The sequence below is a fragment of the Oscillospiraceae bacterium genome, from assembly GCA_035380125.1.
In the GTDB taxonomy this organism is placed as follows: domain Bacteria; phylum Bacillota; class Clostridia; order Oscillospirales; family JAKOTC01; genus DAOPZJ01.
On the sequence record DAOSWV010000006.1, the window covers coordinates 97,587 to 117,117 of the forward strand.

The window sequence follows — 19,531 nt, forward strand, 5'->3', positions numbered from 1 at the left end:
ATTTTCAGGAAAACGTTTTGCGCAAAAAAACCACGGATTTTGCGGCGGCGTTGTCGAGGTCGGCAGCGGTCGCGCCCTCGGAGATGTCGCGCCAGATGGAGATGTCTTTTCCGACCTGTCCGCCCGGCAGCACAAACGGCTCCATGACAACATTGCCGGTATAATTGATTTTTTTCAACGCTTTGCCGATCTCCGCCCACGGCATGCGGCCTTGTTCAAACGGCGGCTTGCGGTTGGCTTCGCCGACATGCAGATGCCCGAGCAGCCCGTTTGCGGATTCGATCGCCTCCGTGAAGCTGTCTTCCTCGATATTCATATGGAAGGTGTCGAGCATGACTTTGACATTGGGTTTATCGACGGCTTTGACATAGTCAATCGCCTCTTTGGCGGTGTTGATCAGATAGCCCTCGAAGCGGTTGAGCGCTTCCATGTTCAGCGTGATGCCGTGGTTCGATGCCATGTCCGCCAGACGCTTCATGCTCTTCACGCTGCGTTCAAAATCGCCCGCTTTGTCGAGATCTCCGGCGAAATTGACCGGCCAATAGGAATAGATTGCGCCGCCCAAAGAACCGATTCCGGCTTGCTCCATCTTTTTGAACATATCGGCGTAAAACGCAAACGCTTTTTCGACGGCGGCGGTGTCGGTCGAGGCGAGGTTGTGTTCGGGGCGGGGGCCGTAACCGCCGGTCAGGGTGATGCCGTTATGCTCCGAGACGCGGCGCAGTTCGTCAAAAAAGGCGTTGTTTTCAAGATAGAAATTGCCACAGGCCACCTCGAGGATATCAAAACCGAGTCGCTTGACCTTTTCGATATAGGGGAGGAAATTGCCGCCCCATTCGTGCTCCCAATAGGCATAATAAATTCCGAATTTCATAAGTTCCTCCCGTTAGCTTCTCTTAAAATTTTATCTAATTCAACTTCCGCTTTTTTTATAAAAAAGTCGCTTTGGTCGATTGGTAATTGCAATGAAAAGAGTTGCTGTTTCAGCTTTTCGATGGTGTCAAAATCAGCGTTATCAGGTTCGGTCTCGATTTCGATCAATTTGTCTCCGTCGTGAATATCTTTAACGGCCAAAGAGAAACCGTCTTTTTCATAGACGATATCATCTTCGATGATGCGCATAAGTTCCCGATACCCCAGCGCCGAGAGCAGTTTTTTAGCGTCTTCTGTATTCAAAATTTCACAGTTGACTGCGGTTTGGTGTAAAATATCGCCCGATGCGTTGAATTCCTTGATTTTATAAGTGAGCTTTTTGGTGGTTTTATTTAAAATTTTATCGTGAATTTCTCTGACCAATACGGCTTCGGCCAAGATTTCTCTGGCGGTCAGAATTTCGGTTTTCATATCTTTGGGAATAAAGTAGGAATCGTCCAGCGAAAACCGGTCGGCGGGTGAAAAGCCCTTGCTTTCAAGTATTGCATAAAATTCCGGTAGTTCACAGGTGACTTTCACTGTAATTTCGTTGCTCTCCTTGGTGCTCATCTTATTGCTTGCCTCCCGCTTGTTTTCATTATCCATTATACCGTGCTCGGAATGAAAAAGAAAGGGCTTTGCCGTTTAAACGGTGAAAACCACCTGCGTTTTTCACATAGGCGGTTCTCATATAACTTTATTTAATAGATTTAGTTTTTCATTGCGCGCAGGGCGTTCAGGACAGCGAGCAGCGAGACACCCACATCGGCGAAGACCGCTTCCCACATGGTTGCGACGCCGAATGCGCCGAGTGCAAGCACGATTGCTTTTACGGCGAGCGCAAAGACAATGTTCTGGGTGACAATACGCATCGTCTTTCGGGAGATTTGAATCGCCTGTGCAAGTTTTTCGGGGTTATCGTCCATCAATACGACATCGGCGGCCTCGATGGCGGCGTCGGAACCTAATGCACCCATCGCAATGCCGACGTCGGCGCGTTTGAGCACCGGCGCGTCATTGATGCCGTCGCCGACAAATGCCAGACGCCCTTTTTCACTCTTTTCGCTCATCAACCGCTCGACCTGTGCGACTTTATCAGCGGGCAGCAGTTCGGTGTGTACCTCGTCGAGCCCAAGGGTCTCTGCCACCTCTTTGCCGACCGCTTCCCGGTCTCCGGTCAGCATTACGGTTTTCCGGACGCCGAGTTGTTTGAGAGCGGATATCGCCGCCTTGGACTGCGGTTTGACCTCGTCGGCGATGACGATGTGACCCATATATTCGCTGCCATCGGAAACATGGATGATTGTGCCCTGATGGTCGCAGGGCTTCCACCGCGCACCGGCTTGTTCCATCAGCTGGTTATTGCCGGCGTAGATGGTTCTGCCGTCCACAACGGCTTTGATGCCGCGGCCGGGGATTTCCTCGACGCCGGTAATGCGGGATTTGTCGATCGTTTTTGCATGGGCGTTTTTGAGCGAGAGTGAAATCGGGTGATCGGAATAGCTCTCAGCCATGGCGGCAATTTCGAGCAGTTCTGTCTCGGAGATGAGTTCAGGATGAACGGCTTGTACGCTGAAAGTGCCTTTTGTCAGCGTGCCGGTTTTATCAAAAACAACAGTTTCGACTTTAGAGAGGGCTTCCAGATAGTTCGAACCCTTGACCAAAATTCCTTTTTTGGATGCGCCGCCGATGCCGCCGAAGAAAGACATGGGCACCGAAATGACCAGCGCGCAGGGGCATGAAATCACCAAGAAGATCAACGCGCGGCGAATCCAGTCGATCCACTGACCGGTGATGAGTGAGGGCACAACGGCTAATAGCAGCGCGGCGATGACCACAATCGGGGTATAGACCCTTGCAAACCGGGTGATGAATTTTTCGCTTTTGGTCTTGCCGCTCTCGGCGTTTTCGACGAGATCGAGGATTTTTGCGACCGCCGATTCTCCGAAAGTGCCGGTAGTTTTGATATGCAGAAGACCCGAAAGATTGACGCATCCCGCATAGACACCGTCGCCCACCTGCACGTCGCGCGGTAAACTCTCGCCGGTCAGCGCGGTGGTGTTGAGTGAAGAAACACCCTCGACGATAACGCCGTCAATCGGGATTTTTTCACCGGGTTTCACGACAATCATTGCACCGGTTTCGACCGAATCGGGGGCGACTTGTTTCAATTCGCCGTTTTGCTCGATATTGGCATATTCGGGGCGGATGTCCATCAGTTCGCCTATGGATGCACGGCTTTTATCGACGGCGAGGTCTTGAAAGAATTCGCCGACTTGGTTAAACAGCATCACGGCCACCGCCTCGGGATATTGCCCGATGGCAAACGCGCCGAGCGTGGCGACGGTCATGAGGAAACTCTCGTCCAAAATCTCGCCATGAATGATATTTTTAACCGCCTGCCAAACGATATCGCCGCCGGTGATCAGATATGCTGCGATACATAAAATAAGATCGGTTGTGCCGGTAACAGAGGGAAAAAACGTGACGCCCAATAAGACAGCGCCGAGAATGATTCGGATTAAAACGGATTTTTGTCCTTTTTCCATGACTTAATATTCCTTCATTCATTTATATGTTCGAGGCCGGTTTCCGTGATGACCTTAACATGGTCGTCGGCGAGGGAATAATACGCCTCTTTGCCGGCTTTGCGGAAGCGGACGAGATCGGCTTTTCGTAAAGCAGCCAGTTGGTGCGAAACCGCCGACTTGCTCATGCTCAGAATGTTGGCGAGGTCGCAAACACAGAGCTCGTTTTGGTCGAGCGCCCATAAAATTTTCATGCGGGTGACGTCACCGAAGACCTTGAAAAAACCTGCGAGACGCTCAAAGGCCGCAGGATCGAGCATTTTTTTATTGACCTCTGCAACCACTTCACCGTGGACGGTGTTGCAGTCACAGATAAATTCGTTTTTGGACATACAAGCTCCTTTCTATGGTTGAGTAAACGTTCAACCGTAATCATTATAGTTGAGTATATATTCAATTGTCAAGCAGTTTTTTAAGAGAAAAGGTTTACAGATGGGGAAGAGGGGAGTAAAATAAATAACGATATATATTTTCTTTGCGAAAAGGAGGATTCGGACGATGACGAAGGAAGAAGCGTGGGCGGTGCTTACAAAATATAATAAGGGCGAATTTCATCTTCAGCACGCGCGGATTGTGTCCGATGTGATGGGGTGGTATGCAGAGTCGCTCGGATACGGAGACGAAAAGGAGTTCTGGGCGGTTGTCGGGCTGCTGCACGACTTGGATTTCGAGGAGTTTCCCGAACAGCACTGCATCAAGGGGCAGGAACTGATGCGCGAAAACGGGGTTGACGAGCGGACGATTCGCGCTGCGGCAAGCCACGGTTACGGGCAGTGCGCCGACATCAAGCCGGAACACCAGATGGAAAAAGTGTTGTTCGCAACGGATGAGTTGACAGGGTTGATCGGCGCGGCGGCCATCATGCGTCCGTCGAAGAGTGTGTCCGATCTCGAGGTCTCGTCGGTGAAAAAGAAATTCAAGGATAAAAAGTTCGCGGCGGGCTGTTCGCGCGAGGTGATTCAGCAGGGTGCGGAAATGCTCGGCTGGGATTTGGAAAAGTTGTTTGAGCAGACGATTTTAGCCATGCGCACCAGTGACCTGGTGGATTAAACACAGCACAGACTGTTTTAAATTTATCTCTTTTGAGGGAGATTCTTCGACTGCGTGCGTAAAGCGCCGATAACGGTGCTTTACGCACTTTGTTCAGAATGGCAAAATCTATTTTAAACGCGAGCAGGCGGACGGCATTTGCCGTCCGCTTGTTGGCATTTTTCTATATTAATGGTTTATTTTTGATCCGCATAAAGGACAGTATTTGCTGTACTTATAAAGCGTGTTTTTACAAAATCGGCATTTTTCTCCTTCGTCATTATATTTATGGTTTGCAGCATAATTTCGGCCAAACTCTACCGTTTTTTTATACTTTGCGACTATTACAATTCCAACGACTGCAATCGCAAGTCCTAAACCGAAGAAAATTGGGATAATCTTTTGGAAAATAATAAATCCAATTACATTAAGTAATATTCCGCATGTGATTAGTAGTGTTCCATACGGGATAATTTTATCGAGCGGAATAAAGATTTTACCGTTTGAATTTTGCTTTACAATATAGGATACCGTTCCGCACATCGGACAGTATGCGTCGAGATCGTCCATTTGATGATTGCATTTTTTACAAGTGATCATCCGGTTTTCATCTCCAATTCAATTTTGATTAATTTGAAATTCTGTAAAAATTTAAATGGCCGTCGAAGCGGTAGGGGTCGGGGCGGTAGGGCGCCATGACAATCAGGTCGCCGGTGCGCTCATCCTCACAGGCCCAGTGGTTGGAAAAATCAACGGGCATGGTATCGGCGTCGTTCAAATCCTCGGGCTTGGTATCGATAACGAAAACCGAACTCTTTTTAACGTTTAGGGTGGTTTGATCGATTTCGGCGGCGCAAAGCGGATAGCGGGGCAGATTGCCGCGCGGGTTTTTATCGTTGATGACGCCGATGAAATAGAGTTTGCCGTTGCTGTGGGAGACCAGTTTGGTCGAGCAGGAGGAGGAAAACATGATGCTTTGGTCGTCATACAGCACTTGTTTTGGTTCGCTCCAATGCAGGCCGCCGTCTTTGGAGACGCAGTAAAACTTACAGCCGATAATGTCGTCTTCGCGTTTATAATTGCTGCCGCGGCAGAGCATATAGATATCGCCATTCGGCAGTTCGGCCACCGACGGCTCATAAATTCCGCGCGTCGTGATTTCAAACGGCAGACCGGCCCAGTCGCCGAATGTCCAGTCAAAGCGTTCGGTTTTTTCGTTCCAGCGGCCTTTCATCGCGCCGGCTTCCAAAAAGCCCATACCGGTCGGGCCGGCTTTAACGGCACCTTTGGGAACCTGTCGCTGCATGCCCACCAAAATGCTGCCGTCGGTGAGGTCAATGGCCTTTGTAACCACCATCATCGCCATATTCCGTCCGAAAACCACGCCTTTCATATAATGATTTTCGTCGTAAGCGCCGTCCTCGTCCGAACCGCTTTGGATCATAAAGTGTTTCTCCGACCAAGTGCGTCCGCAGTCGTCGGAGATCCGATAGTAGGGTTTGCGGCAGCGCCAGGTGCTGTCGATGCTGTCGTTGTCCCAATAAAGTTCGTTGCCGAAATAAAAGACCTTTCCGGTTCTGGGGTCTTTGTAAAGCGCGCCGTAGCCGTCGCGGCGCATGCCGCCGTCATAGGCATGGCAGTGTTCGAATTCGCCCTGCTTGTTCCAGGTCTCGCCGTTGTCGGGCGAACGCCAGAGCGCCGAATATTTGACGCCGTCGGATTTTTCCATGCAGTCGGCGGACAGCAACAGTTCGCCGTTGCAAGAAACGGTTGACGGGCCGAGCCAGAAGCCCGGGCCGATTTCGTTTAGAAATGCAGGTTTTTTTGATTTTAAAAACATAAAATATCACCTTTTTGCGGGCGGATAATATCCGCCCCTACAGTTTTGCCTGTTGTAATCTTATTGCGTCGCTGATGCGCAGCAGGCCGTCGTAAAATTTGAGGTTGTTGATACAAGTGCCGGTTTCAAGCGTCTCTTTGCCGTTGATGTCCTGCGTATATTGATTGAATCTGCCGAAGCCGAACATCCGGTCATCGGGCATGCACAACAAACCATCGATGACGAATTCGATCACATGCGGGCCGCCGTCCACGATGATCGCGACATTGTGAGACATTCCCGGTTTTAAAATATTCTTTTCGGAATCGAAACGGGAAATGCAATGGCCGTCACCCATCGTGAATTCGATGCGGGTCGTTGCGCTGTTATAAACCGCTTTCAGCCCTTTGCCGGTATCGTCCATGTTTGAGAAAAGAATCTCGTCCTTTTCGGGAACCGTGAAATCGAAACGGAGCGCAAAGGCGACCTCGTTGTTCTGGGTACCGAAGCTGTCGGAAAAATGTGCGCGTTCACCGAGCGGTTTGATCGGTGGCAGAGATTTTTCGACGGGGATTCCGGTATCCGCCGGAACGTCGTCTTCAAACTGCGCCCAAAGCCCTTCAATCAGGGATTTATCGATTTTGTGCAGGCGGGCGAAATATTTCTGGGTCTCAGAGATGTAATACTCGCTTTCCCCACTTTCGACCGGAATGTCTTCGATCATATCGGGATAACTGATGATGGAGTGGATATCCTCGTCGTAGAGCAAAATTTCGGGTTGGGAAAACTTTAGGCGCATGCCGTCCTCGGCTTTGTATTCGACCGCACCCGAAATCCAGACCGGGTTGCGGTTGCTGTAATCGTCATAGCGGTTGTTGTGGAACCAGTACAGGTATTTGCCGTTTTTGCATTTCCACACAAAATTGGCCGCGCGCGGGTGGTGGATAAACCGGCCGTCGGCATACCGCATACGCTCGGGTTCGGTGAAGGTGTGTCCGCCGTCGTGGCTGTAGGCGCAGTAGGAATAGGATGAGACGGTGCGGAAAACCACAAAAATCGTGCCGTCGGAAAGCACCACGTAGCTGTGTTCCTCGGAGACATGGCTGACATCGCGCGGGGTGCGGATGCCGACATCACCGTCGGGCAGGGTCTCCCAAGTCAGCTTTTCGGGGTCTTTTTCGGTTTCGAGATTGGCGGAAAAGAGCAAAACGCCTTCGGTGTTCGTGAAGGCCTGATAGCCGTTGCGTCCGATTTTGTAAAGAGATACGGCTACACCGCCATGTGTGATAAACGGCTTGCCGACATTCCAAAACAGCATGATATCGCCGCCGTAATGGTTGGCGTAGTCCACCGCGAACTTGCGGATCGGGATTTCATAAAATTTGTCCGACCAGGTCTTGCCGCAGTCGTCGCTGTATTTGAAGACGAAATAGCCCTGCGAATCGGCGCGTGCCCATGTTCCGCCGGGAAAAGGCGGATCATCGGCCAGAACATATCGCAAATTGTCTTTATTGTAGTTATAAAAGCAATAGACCCTGCCGTAGGCGGTCAGGTGCATGACGGCATAAGAGGACTCGGGGTTGTCGGCGCTTTCGACATCCGCGACGTCAATCCAGGTCTTTCCGCGGTCAAAACTGCGGGCGGTGACGACGTGCTGGCCGTTTTGACCCTCGTGTCCTTTTCCGGTCGTGATGCACATCAGCCACGCGCCGTCGGGCATTTTTAAAAGATACGGCTGGTCGCTGTAACCCTCGCGCGGTATCTCGAAACCGTTCTTGATGTTGCGTGAATCCATGGAGATCCTCCCGTTTGCATTCGTTTCACTCATTGTAACAGACAGTGGTGTTTTAGGCAAGCGGAAAAGACAATAACTTTAAGCAATCGGCTTGCCATTCGGCGGCGGCGGGATTATAATGGAGATCGAATTTTCATTTGCGGTAAGGGAGTTTTTAAATGTCGATCATTGAAAAAGGCGGGTTGGTTCCCGAACACAAAAAAATCGTATTTCTGGGAGACAGCATTACCGACGACGGCCGGTATATCGCGCATATCGATTATTACCTGAAAAAACATCTGCCCGATCATATCATCGAGCTGATTAATTTGGGCCTGAACAGCGAGACCGCTTCCGGCCTGTCCGAACCGGATCACCCGTTTCCGAGGCCCTGTATTTTTGACCGCATCGACCGCGCACTGGAGATGACCAAACCCGACTGGGTGGTCGTCTGCTACGGTATCAATGACGGGATTTATTACCCCTATTCCGAAGAGCGGATGGCGGCATATCAACACGGAATCCTCAATTTAATCAAAAAAATCAAAGCCCGTGGCGCAAAGGTTATTGTGATGACGCCGCCTATTTTGGACGTCGTCTCGTTCGGCGGGCCGCTGCTCGACGAAAACGCCGAAAAATTCAGCTGGGCGCAGGCCTATCGCAACTATAACGACGTGATGAAGCAATATGCCGACTGGGTGATGACCGATCTGCGCGGCGTTGCGGACCGGGTTGTCAACATCTACGGCGCGATGACTGCAGAGTATTCGGCAAAGCGGAAAGATGATCCCGATTTAAAAATGGGCGACGGTATTCATCCCGATCTCTGGGGTCACTGGGTCATCGCCAAATGCCTGTTAGGCGAGTTATTCCGCCTCTATCCGGAATATGAGCCGGCGTATATCAAAGAGGAGACACCCGCTTTTGGGCTGGTTTTGAAACGGCATCGGCTGATGAGCGCTTCTTGGAAAGAGGGGGTCGGGCATCCTCATCCCGATAAAGCGAAAAACGCGCTGCCGCTCGATGAGGCCAAAGCCGCCGCCGCAGAACTGGATAAGGAAATCCGCAAGGCAATTATCAATGAAGAAAACGACGACCGGGTCGAGGATTGGAACGGCTGTGTGTGCCGCCGTTTCTATTATAACGGCAGGGTCTGCACCTATATCGAGCCGAAACAATTTGCCCCGGGCAGGCCATGGGTATGGCGCACCGAATTTCTGCACGCGTTTGAGAGCGTTGATGTCGAGTTGGTCCGGCGGGGCTGGGCGCTCTGCTATTATCGGGTCAGCAATCTGTACGGCTGCCCGGAGAGCGTCGAGTTGATGAAGGGCTTTCACGACGAGATGGTCAAGCGGTTCGGATTATCGAAAACCGCGGTGCCGTTCGGATTCAGCAGAGGCGGGCTGTATGCGGTCAATTACGCCGCTGCCTATCCGCAGGATGTCGAGGCGGTTTATATCGACGCGCCGGTGTTGGATTTAAAAAGCTGGCCGGGCGGAATGGGCAGCGGGAACAGCTCCCCATATGAACTCATAGATTGCATGGACGTTTACGGGCTTGACGAAACCGGCTTCAGGCAGTTTTCGCAAAATCCGCTGGACAAGGCGGCAGTGTTGGCAAAGGCGGGCATCCCGATCGCTCTGGTCACAGGCGATGCGGACATGTCGGTTCCTTATGACGAAAACGGGAAACTTTTTGATGAGAAATACCGACAAGCGGGCGGAAAAATATTGACCATCGTCAAACCGGGCTGCGCCCATCATCCCCACAGTTTGGAAGATCCCGCACCGGTGGTTGACTTTTTGCTCAAGGAGACGGGAAGAAATTGACCTTTTCGGGGTATCATTTATGGCTTTTGTGTCGGCGAGATTCTTCGCTGCGCTCAGAATGACAGATATTTTTAATCACTCAGCGGCGCATCGTCAAATGCGCCGCTTTTCTTTGCGTATGCTGTTGAAGGAGTCCTATAGGTATGTTATAATTTTAAAATCAAGGGAAAAGGCAGGTAATTATGATGAAGTGGTGGGAAGACGAGCCCAGATTAATCTCGGCGGTGCAGTGCAACTACGGCGCGGATGACAACTGGCTGTTTGACGAATATGTTTCGAAATCCGGATTCAACACCGAACAATTGTTGCATCTGTTCGCGGAGGGCAGCATCTCGTTTTACGACGAGAAAAAGCACGGTAAAAAACTGGACGTATACTTAAAAAAAGCCCATGCCAAGGGCATTCGGGAGATCGTCTATTACAACACCCACTGCCTGAAGCGCGAAATGATGGCCGAACATCCCGATTGGATGCAGCTGCTCAAAGACGGCAAACCGATGCTGGCCTACAACATCTATGCGTTCAGCTGCGTCAACAGCCCATGGTTCGACGATTTCGCCAAGAACATCGCCGATCTGTGCCGCCACGATATCGACGGGCTGTTTTTGGACGGGCCGGTCATGCGCGAAGACGGCTGCTATTGCCCTGTCTGTCAGCGGATATTTCAAGAGAAATTCGGTAAAACCGTCGCAGAGGGTACCTATTTGGAACATTTACAGATGCGCATCGATTCGGTGACCGAATTTGTGAGAAAAACCTATGAAATCGTCAAATCGGTCAACCCGAATGTTTTATTGTATCTCAACAACTCCGCGCTGCGCAGGGATTATTTCGGGTGCAGCATTCGCAGGGTTGAGCCGTATCTGGATATGCTCGGGGCTGAGGGCGGGTTTGTCCGCGCAGACGCAACGACCTCTTTGTGGGCGGTCAGTTCCAAAGCCAAACACCTCGAAACACTGTCGCGCGGCAAGCCAGTCGTCACTTTTGTGAACGGGAATATGTCGGGCGTCACCTACTATATGCACACGCCCGCCGAGACCACGGCGTTATGCGCGCAGTCCTTTGCCAACGGCGCCAACGTCTGGTACGGCATCCACGGCGACATCGAACACAACGCCTTTTCACCGGGCGCTAAGGCCTCGGCGAAATTCAACGAATTCGTCAACGCCCATCGGGACGTCTATCAAAAATCCGCCTGCGTGAGCGAAATTGCTCTGATGTGGTCGCAGGATACCGCAAACAATTATTCCTCCAGCATCGAGCAGTGCGATTTTATCGATGCCAAAGCCGCCGGATTCAAGGAGCGCGGCGACCATCTGACCGAGCTGATGGGTTTTTATGATATTCTGACTCGCGCGCATATCCAGTTCGACATCATCGACGAAGTAAAAGCCAAAGAGGATTTGAGCAAATATAAGCTCGTGATTTTGCCCGACTGCGCCTGCATGGACGACGAAACCGCCGCTGCGCTTGCAAAATTCGTTGAAAACGGCGGGGAAATCCTCTCGACTTTCGATACCGGTTTTTATAATGCCGACGGAAGTTATGCCAAGGCGCCGAAACTCGCAGCAGTGCAGGGCATTGCGGCAGTGAAAGAAATCGTTGCCGCGGAACTGCCGGGCATGGCCTATCAGCGGCCTAATGAGTCGCAGATATTCAAAGATGTCAACCTGACACTGATGCCGTCCCCGCAGCTGGCGGTGCGGTGTGAACTCGCCGGAGACGCAGTGACTCTCTCGACCGCGTTAGAACCGCTGATCAGCGTCTATATCGCGCTGCCCGAGACCGGATATCCCGGAATCGTCGAACATACCTGCGGAAAAGGCAGAAGCGTCTATATTTCCGGGGCGTTGGGAAAGGCCTATTCCGAGCGCTCGCTGCCTCCGTATGCGAAAATCGTCGAAAACATCGCCCGCAGAGCGGCGAAACCCGTATTTGAAACCGACGCGCCGAGATCGGTGGAAGCGGTTCTGCGCAGGCAGAAGAACGGGCGGTATATCCTGCATATGATCAACCTGACCGGTGAGATGATCCGGCCGATGACAAAGATTTTACCGCTGGAAAATATCAAGGTCACAGTCAAGATCAAAGGGGTCAAAACCGTCAAAGCCCTGCGCGGCGGGAAACTGCGCGATCTCGAGATCGGCGAAAAAAAGGTCTCGTTTTCACTGCCGAAACTGAACGACTTTGAGATTGTGGTGTTTGAACCGAAAAAGTGATTGAATCCGCCAAAAAACCCTGATATAATGGCAACGAAATCTCCGTATAACACGGAAGAAAGGAAGTAAATTCGAAAAATAAATTTTTCAAATCCGGAGTTTAATCTTATTGGCTGAACCCAATAAGATCAAACGTCCCAAAAACTATGAAAGAGTGGCTGTAACTATGGGTTTTATCGCATCGAAAAAATTGCAGGAAGAACGCAAAAAGGCGTTTAATAAAAAGTATGTCCCGATCATTTTGAAGTTGCTGCCCAAGGGCATTCCGAGTGCGCACAACAGAGAGGACGATCAGCCGGAAGTGCGTTCGTGGGGCTGGAATGCGCTGGTGCTGTTTGAAGAGGGTTATTATAAGGAAGCCAATCACATCATCCGGACTTCGCCGTATCATCACTGCGAATTTATGCCGATGCAGCTCACCGAGATGCTGGTGCGGTACGGCGATCATTTTGACGCCGACACCCGCAAAATCGCCGAGGATTATGTCAAGGGCGCTTTGGACTATGCGTCGAATCCCCGCATACACCCGACAATGTATAACGACAACTTCGGCAACATGGCGACTTTTACGCTGATCGTCGCGGGAGAGCTTTTCAATCTGCCCAAATATATCGAGATCGGTAAAAATAAACTCGATCAGACATGCGATCTGTTCCGTCGCTGCGGAACCATTATGGAATTCGGCAGCCCGGTCTATACCCCGCTCGACCTGTTTGTCTTCGCGCAGATGGCGAACTACATCAAGGATCCGGAATACCGCGCCAAGGCGCTGCAATGTGAGGAGCGGATGTGGGTCGAGGTCGTGACGCACTACCACGCACCGACCGGACTGCTGGCGGGACCTTATTCGCGCGCCTACAACTGCGACACCGTCGGACATCCCAACTGCATCGCCGCGCTCTGGTGGAAAGTATTCGGCGAAAAATCGTTTTTGAACGTGATGAATTACGGATTCGAACAGCTTGAAAAGCAAGTGGTGCATATTTCGGTCAACGCGCTCTGGCTGCCCAATGCCGCATGGTTTGTCAACACCACGTTTCATTTCCCGCGCCGATTGGAAAAAGTGGCGATGGAAAAGGTCTTCCCCTATCACGCCGAGTTTGCGGTCGAGTGCATTCCTGCCGATGCATTAGCTTATAATGAAGAAAACGAGCCGTTTTGCGCGTACGGCGGCCACCGCTCGACCAATGTCACTTATATGACGCCCGAATATTCCCTTGGCACCGCTTTGCAACAATATCACAGCGGCGCGATGTCCGAGTCGTTTTATGTGACTTATAAAAACTGCGCGGTCGCAAGCAAACTCGAGGATGTTGGTGTTATTTACAGCAAATACGTCTTCAACGACAAACAGCCGCAGCAGGAAAACATCTATGCCTATTACGGAAAGTGCGGCAAAGAGGGATTCCGCGACGAAGGCCGGAAATTCGGCATCCAATACGAAAACACCTCACTGATGGTCTATAAGCCGCTGCATTTGGAGCGCAGGCATGTTAAAAGCGCAAAACTGACCGTCTTTATCCCGGCGTATTTTTACGACGGATTTGAGATTTTAGCGGGTGGTAAAAAAGTCAAGACACTGCCGTATGCCTCGGTCGAGCCGGTCACGGTCTGCGTGAAAGCGTACAAATCGATGTTCGCGTTCAAGCCGCTTGTTTTGACCGATTTCGGCAGAGAAGCCGCGGTGAAAATCGAGAAAAAGAACGACCACATTCAGATTTCGTTTTATAACTACGAGGGTCCGGAACGCGAATTCGGCGATCTGGAACTGATCCATGCGCAGAACGGCTTTGTCTGCACCGCTGCGACCGCTGACGAATATCCCGACTTTGCGGCGTTTGCGAAATTCGCCGACAAAGGTAAAATTGCGGATGTGACGGAGGAGTCGGCCAAGATGGTCACCCGCCGCGTCAAGTATCAAAACGACGGCGTGGAGCTGTATTTCATCCACGATCCGCTGACCGAGGGTATCGTGACCGCGACGGCGAACAAAAAGCCGTTCGGGCGGCATATTCTCAAAGCCGACATGCTGGATTACAAGAAAATCCCGCTGCTGGAGGACTAAAATTGGCGACAAATCTCGTTGCACCGATCAGCTCGGAACAGATTGAAGCGATCATTAAAACATATTTTCCCGAAAGCAAGATTGAACATCTCGCCCGTTTAAAGGGCGGGATGTTCAATACGACTTTCAGGGTCGAACTTTCGGGGAATGAAGCACAGACAATCATTTTGCGGATCGGACCGCAGAACCGTACGCCGCTGCTCCGGTTTGAAAACGATTTGATGACGGGCGAGGCGTATGCTTATGACCTCTGCCGCAAAAACGGCGTGGACTGCCCCGAGATTTTAACGTTCGACCAAAGCCGCAGATTCGGGGATTTTTTATTTTTAATCGAAAAGTGCATTACGGGCAGTCCGCTCTCCGAACTGGAGAACGCTGATAAAAAGGCCTTTCACGAACAAGCCGGCAAACAGGTCAAACGCATTCATACCATGAAAAATGACGCCTTCGGGCGGGTTTCGGAGTTGGTAAAAGGGAAAGGGTTTTCATCGTGGAAAGCGTTTTTATACGACGAGTCGGACGATGTTTTAACCCGTTCGCTTGCAAATGGTGTGTTTGACAAAACGGAAGCGGAGGAACTGGAGAAAATTTATCGGCAATGCGACGCGCTGCTTTCGGAGATCACAACGCCCTATTTGGTCCATGCGGACCTGTGGGACGGCAATCTGCTGGTGGATAAAGAGACGGGGAAATTGACGCTCATCGACATGGATCGGGCGGTATTCGGCGACATCGATTTTGAGTTCGCCAGCCCGTGGATCATCGACGAGGCGTTTTGCGCGGGTTACGGAATCGACAAAGCGGAGTTTGAACGCACAGAGAGAAAAATCCGCCGCATGCTCTACCGGCTGCATTTCGCAGTGCTGGACACCTACATCTGGAAAGTCGAATTTAACGACGAAGAGACACATCGAAAATGCAAAAACGGCTGCAAAAAGGCGCTGGAGGAGTTAAAAACGGCGATTCATTGAAGTATCGATATTTATGATTTAAATACCCTGCCGGAGACGGCAGGGTTATGTTTTTCTAAGTCCTGATTATGGGACAGTGGGGCGTTTATACTGGTTACAGAGGCAGAAAAAGGACGGCGTGGCCTCACGGGTATAAATCTTCAACTGCCGAGGGTGAAAGGAGATCGCTTATGTTTTTGCTTATATTATTGCTGCTTCCGTTCCTTGTGCTTGCCACACTGGTAAAGAGATGTTAATATTTCGCCCAATATCGGGGTCACAGCAGCAAAGAACCGCTTTTTAGCCGGGAGTTGATTTTTTCAAGTTTCGGTGATATACTATGACAAATTGAATATTGAAAAGGCATTGACGGGGAAGAGTAGGCGTTATTGTTTTGTACAGAGAGAAGGCGGTTGGTGCGAGCCTTTTACAAAACGGGCGCGGAAAGTAGCCCCCGAGCTGTGAACCGAACGAAAGTCATATGATTTTTCAGTAGGCCTCAACGTGAATCCCAAACGTTATCATGGGAGCGATATCGGATGAAAAATTTATCCCGTATCGGCTAAGCGCGGAAGGATTCTCTTCCGAATTCAGGTGGTACCGCGGACTATCGATTTACAGTTCGCCTTGAAGCAAATTATTTGCTTCGGGGCGTTTTTTTATTTGTCAATTTGTCAATTTTGTTTGGAGGGTTTGAGGATGGAGAAAAATTACGATTTTACCATTATTGAAAAGCAGATGCAGGGTTTTTGGGCACGGGAAGAAATCTATCGTTTTGATCCGAAGGCTGGGGGTGCGCTCTATTCCATCGACACGCCGCCGCCCACGGTCAGCGGCAGTTTGCACATCGGGCATATCTTTTCGTATACGCAGGCCGAGATGATCGCACGCTTCCGGCGCATGCAGGGCTGCAACGTCTTTTACCCGTTCGGGTTCGACGACAACGGCCTGCCGACCGAACGATTGGTCGAGCGGGATGAGGGTATTATCGCCAAGGACTTGCCGCGCAGTGAATTCATTGAAAAATGCCTGATCACGACCGAGAAATACGAACGGGAATTTCGGAAACTGTGGCAGTCGCTGGGGTTTTCGGCGGACTGGAATCTGCAATATACGACCATCAGCCCCGAGGTGCGCAAAATCTCGCAGGCGTTGTTTTTGGAATTGATTAAGATGGGTAAGGCGTATTGCAAAGAGTCGCCGGTCTTATGGTGCACCGAGTGCAAAACCTCGATTGCGCAGGCCGAACTGGATACCAAAGACGTGGATTCGGCGTTCAATTACTTGCCGTTTGCCTGCGGTGACGAAGTCATTGAGGTGGCGACGACCCGTCCCGAACTGCTGTTCGGCTGCGTCTGCCTGTTCGTGAATCCGGAGGATAAACGCTATGCCCGCTTTGTCGGAAAGAACGTGCGGGTGCCGTTATACGATTACGAGATTCCGGTGATGACCGATGAAAAGGTCGGCATCGACAAGGGCACCGGCGCAGTGATGTGCGCGACGTTCGGGGACAGCACCGACGCGGAATGGGCCCGGCAATACGAGTTACCCTACCGCAAGGTGATTACGCCGGACGGGAGAATTAATGAAAACGTGCCGTTTATCGGCGGGATGAGAATCAAAACCGCAAGAAAAGAGATCATCCGGCTGCTCGCAGAGAAGGGGTTATTGCTCAAATCTGAGGACATCACCCACACGGTCGCCGTTCATGAGCGCTGCGGCACCGAGACCGAGATCATCCCATCGCGGCAGTGGTATATCGACGTGCTGTCGGGAAAAGAGCGGTTTTTGAAGGCCGCCGACGAGCTGAACTGGTATCCCGGGTCGATGAAGGGGCGCTATGTGGACTGGGTGTCGAATTTGAAATGGGACTGGTGCATCTCGCGTCAGCGCTATTTCGGCATCCCGTTCCCGGTGTGGTACTGCGAACACTGCGGAAAGCCGGTGTTCGCAACGCCTGAGCAATTACCTGTCAACCCGCTCGAGACGCCGTATCAAGGCAAATGCGAGTGCGGGTGCGAAGAATTCATCCCCGAGAGCGCGGTGCTGGATACCTGGGCAACTTCGTCGGTGACGCCGCAGATCAACGAGCGGCACGGCATCTCGCTGGTGCCAATGGCAATGCGGGCGCAGGCGCACGAGATCATCCGTACCTGGACGTTTTACACCGTCGTCCGTTCGCTGTATCACACGGGGAAACTTCCGTGGAAAGACGTGATGATCAGCGGGTTCGTGCTGGCGAAAAAGGGCGAGAAAATCAGCAAATCCAAAGCCAACAGCGAACTTGCACCGGCGAATTTGATTGCACAACACTCGGCGGACGCGATGCGTTACTGGGCGGCGAGCGCAAAACTCGGCACCGACACCTTCTTTTCGCCCGATGATCTGGCAGAGGCAAAACGCTTTCTCACAAAACTCTGGAACGCGTCGAAATTCTCGATTTCGCATTTGCAGGACATCGATCTGTCGGAAACGCCGGAATTGCTGCCGGTTGACCGATGGATATTGGCGCGGACGGGCGAGACCGTTGAAAAAGCACGGCAATATTTATATGAGTATGAGATCGGTTCGGCGCGGCATGAGATCGACGAGTTGTTTTGGAAAGATTTTTGCGACAATTACATCGAGATTGTCAAAGACCGGCTGTATCAGCCCGATATCCATGGTGAAGAAGAGCGCAGAAGCGGTCAATATGCGCTCTATCACGCACTGCTTTCGATTTTAAAACTGTACGCGCCGTATGTTCCGCACATCACGGAGGCAATTTATCTGGACTTTTTCCGTCAACATGAGGGCGTTAAATCGATTCATTTGTTGAAGTGGGAACAATCCGTAAAGACCGATGCGGAGATTCTGATGTTCGGCGAAAGTTTGAAAAAGTCGGTGGCCGAGGTGCGGAAATACAAATCCGAACACAATCTCTCGATGCGCACAGAAATCGGAGAGATGGTTGTAAGCGCGCCTGAAACGCTGCTGCCGTTTTTCAAGATGAGCGAAAAGGATCTGCTGGCTTGTTCGCGGGCGGGGAAGATTATATGCCGGGCGGAGGAATCATGATGGAATTAAAGTTGGCTAAAAGGATGTCTCAATTGAAAGCTTCCGAAATCAGAGAGATTTTGAAAGTCACCGAACGGCCGGAGATTATCTCCTTTGCGGGTGGACTGCCCGCTCCGGAATTGTTTCCCGTCGAGGAGATCAAAGAGGTAAACCGATTGGTGCTTAAAACCGAGGCGGGAAAAGCACTGCAATATACGACCACGGAAGGATATCGGCCGCTGCGGGAGTGGATTGCGAATCGTATGAACCGCAAGTTGGGAACATCTTTCGACTGCGACAATATTTTGATCACGCACGGCTCGCAGCAAGCGCTGGATTTATCGGGAAAAGTGTTTTTGGACGAGGGTGATGTGGTCATCTGTGAAAGCCCGACTTATCTCGCGGCAATCAGCGCGTTCAAGGCTTACGGATGCTCTTTTATTGAAATTTCCTCCGATGAAAACGGAATGAACATGGCTGAACTCGAGGAAAAGCTCGGGGATTGCCCGAAAGCCAAATTGATTTATATGATATCCGATTTTCAAAATCCCACGGGCAGAACCTGGGGTTTGGAACGCCGGAAACAACTGGCGGAAATTTCGGCAAGATACGGCGTTGCCGTGATTGAAGACAATCCGTACGGGGAATTGCGGTTTGAAGGAGATTTCCTGCCGTCGGCAAAGTCCTTTGATTCTTCGGGGAATATTCTTTGCACCGGTACTTTTTCTAAAATATTCTGTCCCGGATATCGGATCGGCTGGATTGCAGGTGATAAAGAGATCATCCGGAAGTATGTGCTGGTAAAGCAGGGCGCTGATTTGCAGTGCAACACCATCGCTCAAATGGAGATCTATCAATACTTAACGCTGTATGACATCGAAACACATATTGAAAAAATCCGCGCGACTTATAAAAACAGACGAAATGTCATGATTGGGGCGATGGAGGAGTTTTTTCCGGAAAACGTTGTTTTTACGAGACCGCAGGGTGGGCTTTTTGCCTGGGCGGAACTGCCGCCGTATCTCAATTCCCGGGAGCTGCTCACGGAATGCCTCAAGCAAAATGTCGCTTTTGTGCCCGGCGGTTCGTTTTTCCCAAACGGCGGAAAAGAAAACACGTTCCGTCTCAATTTCTCCAATATGCCGGAAGAGCGCATTGTCATCGGGATAAATAGGCTTGGCAGCGTTATCGGCCGATTGATTCAGTCCTCTATATAACGGCTCTTTAAACGGCAAACAACATGAAGATTTTCGTCAAAATGTAGGTTTGTCAATGATGTGTTACAAAAAGGATAAAGGAAAAAGGATTAC

Annotated in this window: 14 protein-coding genes and 1 other annotated feature; of the genes, 7 read left to right on the top strand and 7 right to left on the bottom strand. The window is 51.0% G+C overall.

Annotation, left to right across the window (positions count from 1 at the left end):
• Positions 1–4: 4 nt before the first annotated feature.
• The 4 genes from PK629_03450 to PK629_03465 all read right to left on the bottom strand — a co-directional run bounded on the left by PK629_03450 (position 5) and on the right by PK629_03465 (position 3,832).
• Positions 5–874: a sugar phosphate isomerase/epimerase family protein gene (locus PK629_03450; protein HOP10527.1), complete on the bottom strand. Its 870-nt coding sequence runs from the start codon at positions 872–874 to the stop codon at positions 5–7.
• Entirely contained in the window at positions 871–1,482 is a 612-nt protein-coding gene (locus PK629_03455; protein HOP10528.1) for a hypothetical protein, read from the bottom strand. The genes PK629_03450 and PK629_03455 overlap by 4 nt, the downstream gene beginning before the upstream one ends.
• 140 nt (positions 1,483–1,622) lie before the next feature.
• Positions 1,623–3,461: a heavy metal translocating P-type ATPase gene (locus tag PK629_03460; GenBank protein ID HOP10529.1), complete on the bottom strand. Its 1,839-nt coding sequence runs from the start codon at positions 3,459–3,461 to the stop codon at positions 1,623–1,625.
• Between the two features lie 14 nt (positions 3,462–3,475).
• The gene (locus PK629_03465) at positions 3,476–3,832 is read right to left on the bottom strand and encodes a metalloregulator ArsR/SmtB family transcription factor (GenBank protein HOP10530.1); all 357 of its coding nucleotides are present in this window, start codon (positions 3,830–3,832) and stop codon (positions 3,476–3,478) included.
• 166 nt (positions 3,833–3,998) lie between these two features.
• Here PK629_03465 and PK629_03470 point away from each other — a divergent pair, with 166 nt between their 5' ends.
• On the top strand, positions 3,999–4,550 hold the full coding sequence (locus PK629_03470; protein HOP10531.1) for a hydrolase: 552 nt from the start codon (positions 3,999–4,001) through the stop codon (positions 4,548–4,550).
• Between the two features lie 168 nt (positions 4,551–4,718).
• Here the strand turns inward: PK629_03470 and PK629_03475 are convergent, their stop codons facing one another.
• The 3 genes from PK629_03475 to PK629_03485 are packed head-to-tail and all read right to left on the bottom strand — an operon-like array spanning position 4,719 to position 8,143.
• Complete coding sequence (locus PK629_03475) at positions 4,719–5,099, bottom strand: hypothetical protein (GenBank protein HOP10532.1); 381 nt, start codon at positions 5,097–5,099, stop codon at positions 4,719–4,721.
• Positions 5,100–5,157: 58 nt separating this feature from the next.
• Positions 5,158–6,369 (bottom strand): sialidase family protein, encoded by a 1,212-nt coding sequence (locus PK629_03480; protein ID HOP10533.1) that lies wholly within the window; start codon positions 6,367–6,369, stop codon positions 5,158–5,160.
• Between the two features lie 37 nt (positions 6,370–6,406).
• On the bottom strand, positions 6,407–8,143 hold the full coding sequence (locus PK629_03485) for a sialidase family protein (protein HOP10534.1): 1,737 nt from the start codon (positions 8,141–8,143) through the stop codon (positions 6,407–6,409).
• Positions 8,144–8,301: 158 nt separating this feature from the next.
• Between PK629_03485 and PK629_03490 the strand changes: the two genes are divergently transcribed.
• The 6 genes from PK629_03490 (at position 8,302) to PK629_03515 (ending at position 19,438) form a co-directional block, all read left to right on the top strand.
• A complete protein-coding gene (locus tag PK629_03490) occupies positions 8,302–9,951 on the top strand; it encodes a GDSL-type esterase/lipase family protein (GenBank protein ID HOP10535.1) in 1,650 nt (549 codons plus the stop codon).
• A gap of 182 nt (positions 9,952–10,133) precedes the next feature.
• Entirely contained in the window at positions 10,134–12,170 is a 2,037-nt protein-coding gene (locus tag PK629_03495) for a beta-galactosidase trimerization domain-containing protein (protein ID HOP10536.1), read from the top strand.
• A gap of 109 nt (positions 12,171–12,279) precedes the next feature.
• On the top strand, positions 12,280–14,235 hold the full coding sequence (locus tag PK629_03500; protein HOP10537.1) for a hypothetical protein: 1,956 nt from the start codon (positions 12,280–12,282) through the stop codon (positions 14,233–14,235).
• Between the two features lie 2 nt (positions 14,236–14,237).
• Positions 14,238–15,206 (top strand): aminoglycoside phosphotransferase family protein, encoded by a 969-nt coding sequence (locus tag PK629_03505; protein HOP10538.1) that lies wholly within the window; start codon positions 14,238–14,240, stop codon positions 15,204–15,206.
• A gap of 336 nt (positions 15,207–15,542) precedes the next feature.
• Positions 15,543–15,818 (top strand) — a binding site (T-box leader).
• Between the two features lie 66 nt (positions 15,819–15,884).
• Entirely contained in the window at positions 15,885–18,242 is a 2,358-nt protein-coding gene (locus PK629_03510) for a valine--tRNA ligase (protein HOP10539.1), read from the top strand.
• Positions 18,242–19,438, top strand: a complete 1,197-nt coding sequence (locus PK629_03515) for a PLP-dependent aminotransferase family protein (protein ID HOP10540.1) — start codon at positions 18,242–18,244, stop codon at positions 19,436–19,438. Before PK629_03510 ends, PK629_03515 begins: the two co-directional genes overlap by 1 nt.
• Positions 19,439–19,531 lie beyond the last annotated feature (93 nt).

Bases quoted from the DNA above. Each gene is read 5' to 3' on its own strand.
- PK629_03465 (HOP10530.1), bottom strand. From the start codon at position 3,832: ATGTCCAAAAACGAATTTATCTGTGACTGCAACACCGTCCACGGTGAA.
- PK629_03455 (HOP10528.1), bottom strand. From the start codon at position 1,482: ATGAGCACCAAGGAGAGCAACGAAATTACAGTGAAAGTCACCTGTGAA.
- PK629_03485 (HOP10534.1), bottom strand. From the start codon at position 8,143: ATGGATTCACGCAACATCAAGAACGGTTTCGAGATACCGCGCGAGGGT.
- PK629_03480 (HOP10533.1), bottom strand. From the start codon at position 6,369: ATGTTTTTAAAATCAAAAAAACCTGCATTTCTAAACGAAATCGGCCCG.
- PK629_03510 (HOP10539.1), top strand. From the start codon at position 15,885: ATGGAGAAAAATTACGATTTTACCATTATTGAAAAGCAGATGCAGGGT.
- PK629_03470 (HOP10531.1), top strand. From the start codon at position 3,999: ATGACGAAGGAAGAAGCGTGGGCGGTGCTTACAAAATATAATAAGGGC.
- PK629_03475 (HOP10532.1), bottom strand. From the start codon at position 5,099: ATGGACGATCTCGACGCATACTGTCCGATGTGCGGAACGGTATCCTAT.
- PK629_03490 (HOP10535.1), top strand. From the start codon at position 8,302: ATGTCGATCATTGAAAAAGGCGGGTTGGTTCCCGAACACAAAAAAATC.
- PK629_03450 (HOP10527.1), bottom strand. From the start codon at position 874: ATGAAATTCGGAATTTATTATGCCTATTGGGAGCACGAATGGGGCGGC.
- PK629_03515 (HOP10540.1), top strand. From the start codon at position 18,242: ATGGAATTAAAGTTGGCTAAAAGGATGTCTCAATTGAAAGCTTCCGAA.
- PK629_03495 (HOP10536.1), top strand. From the start codon at position 10,134: ATGATGAAGTGGTGGGAAGACGAGCCCAGATTAATCTCGGCGGTGCAG.
- PK629_03460 (HOP10529.1), bottom strand. From the start codon at position 3,461: ATGGAAAAAGGACAAAAATCCGTTTTAATCCGAATCATTCTCGGCGCT.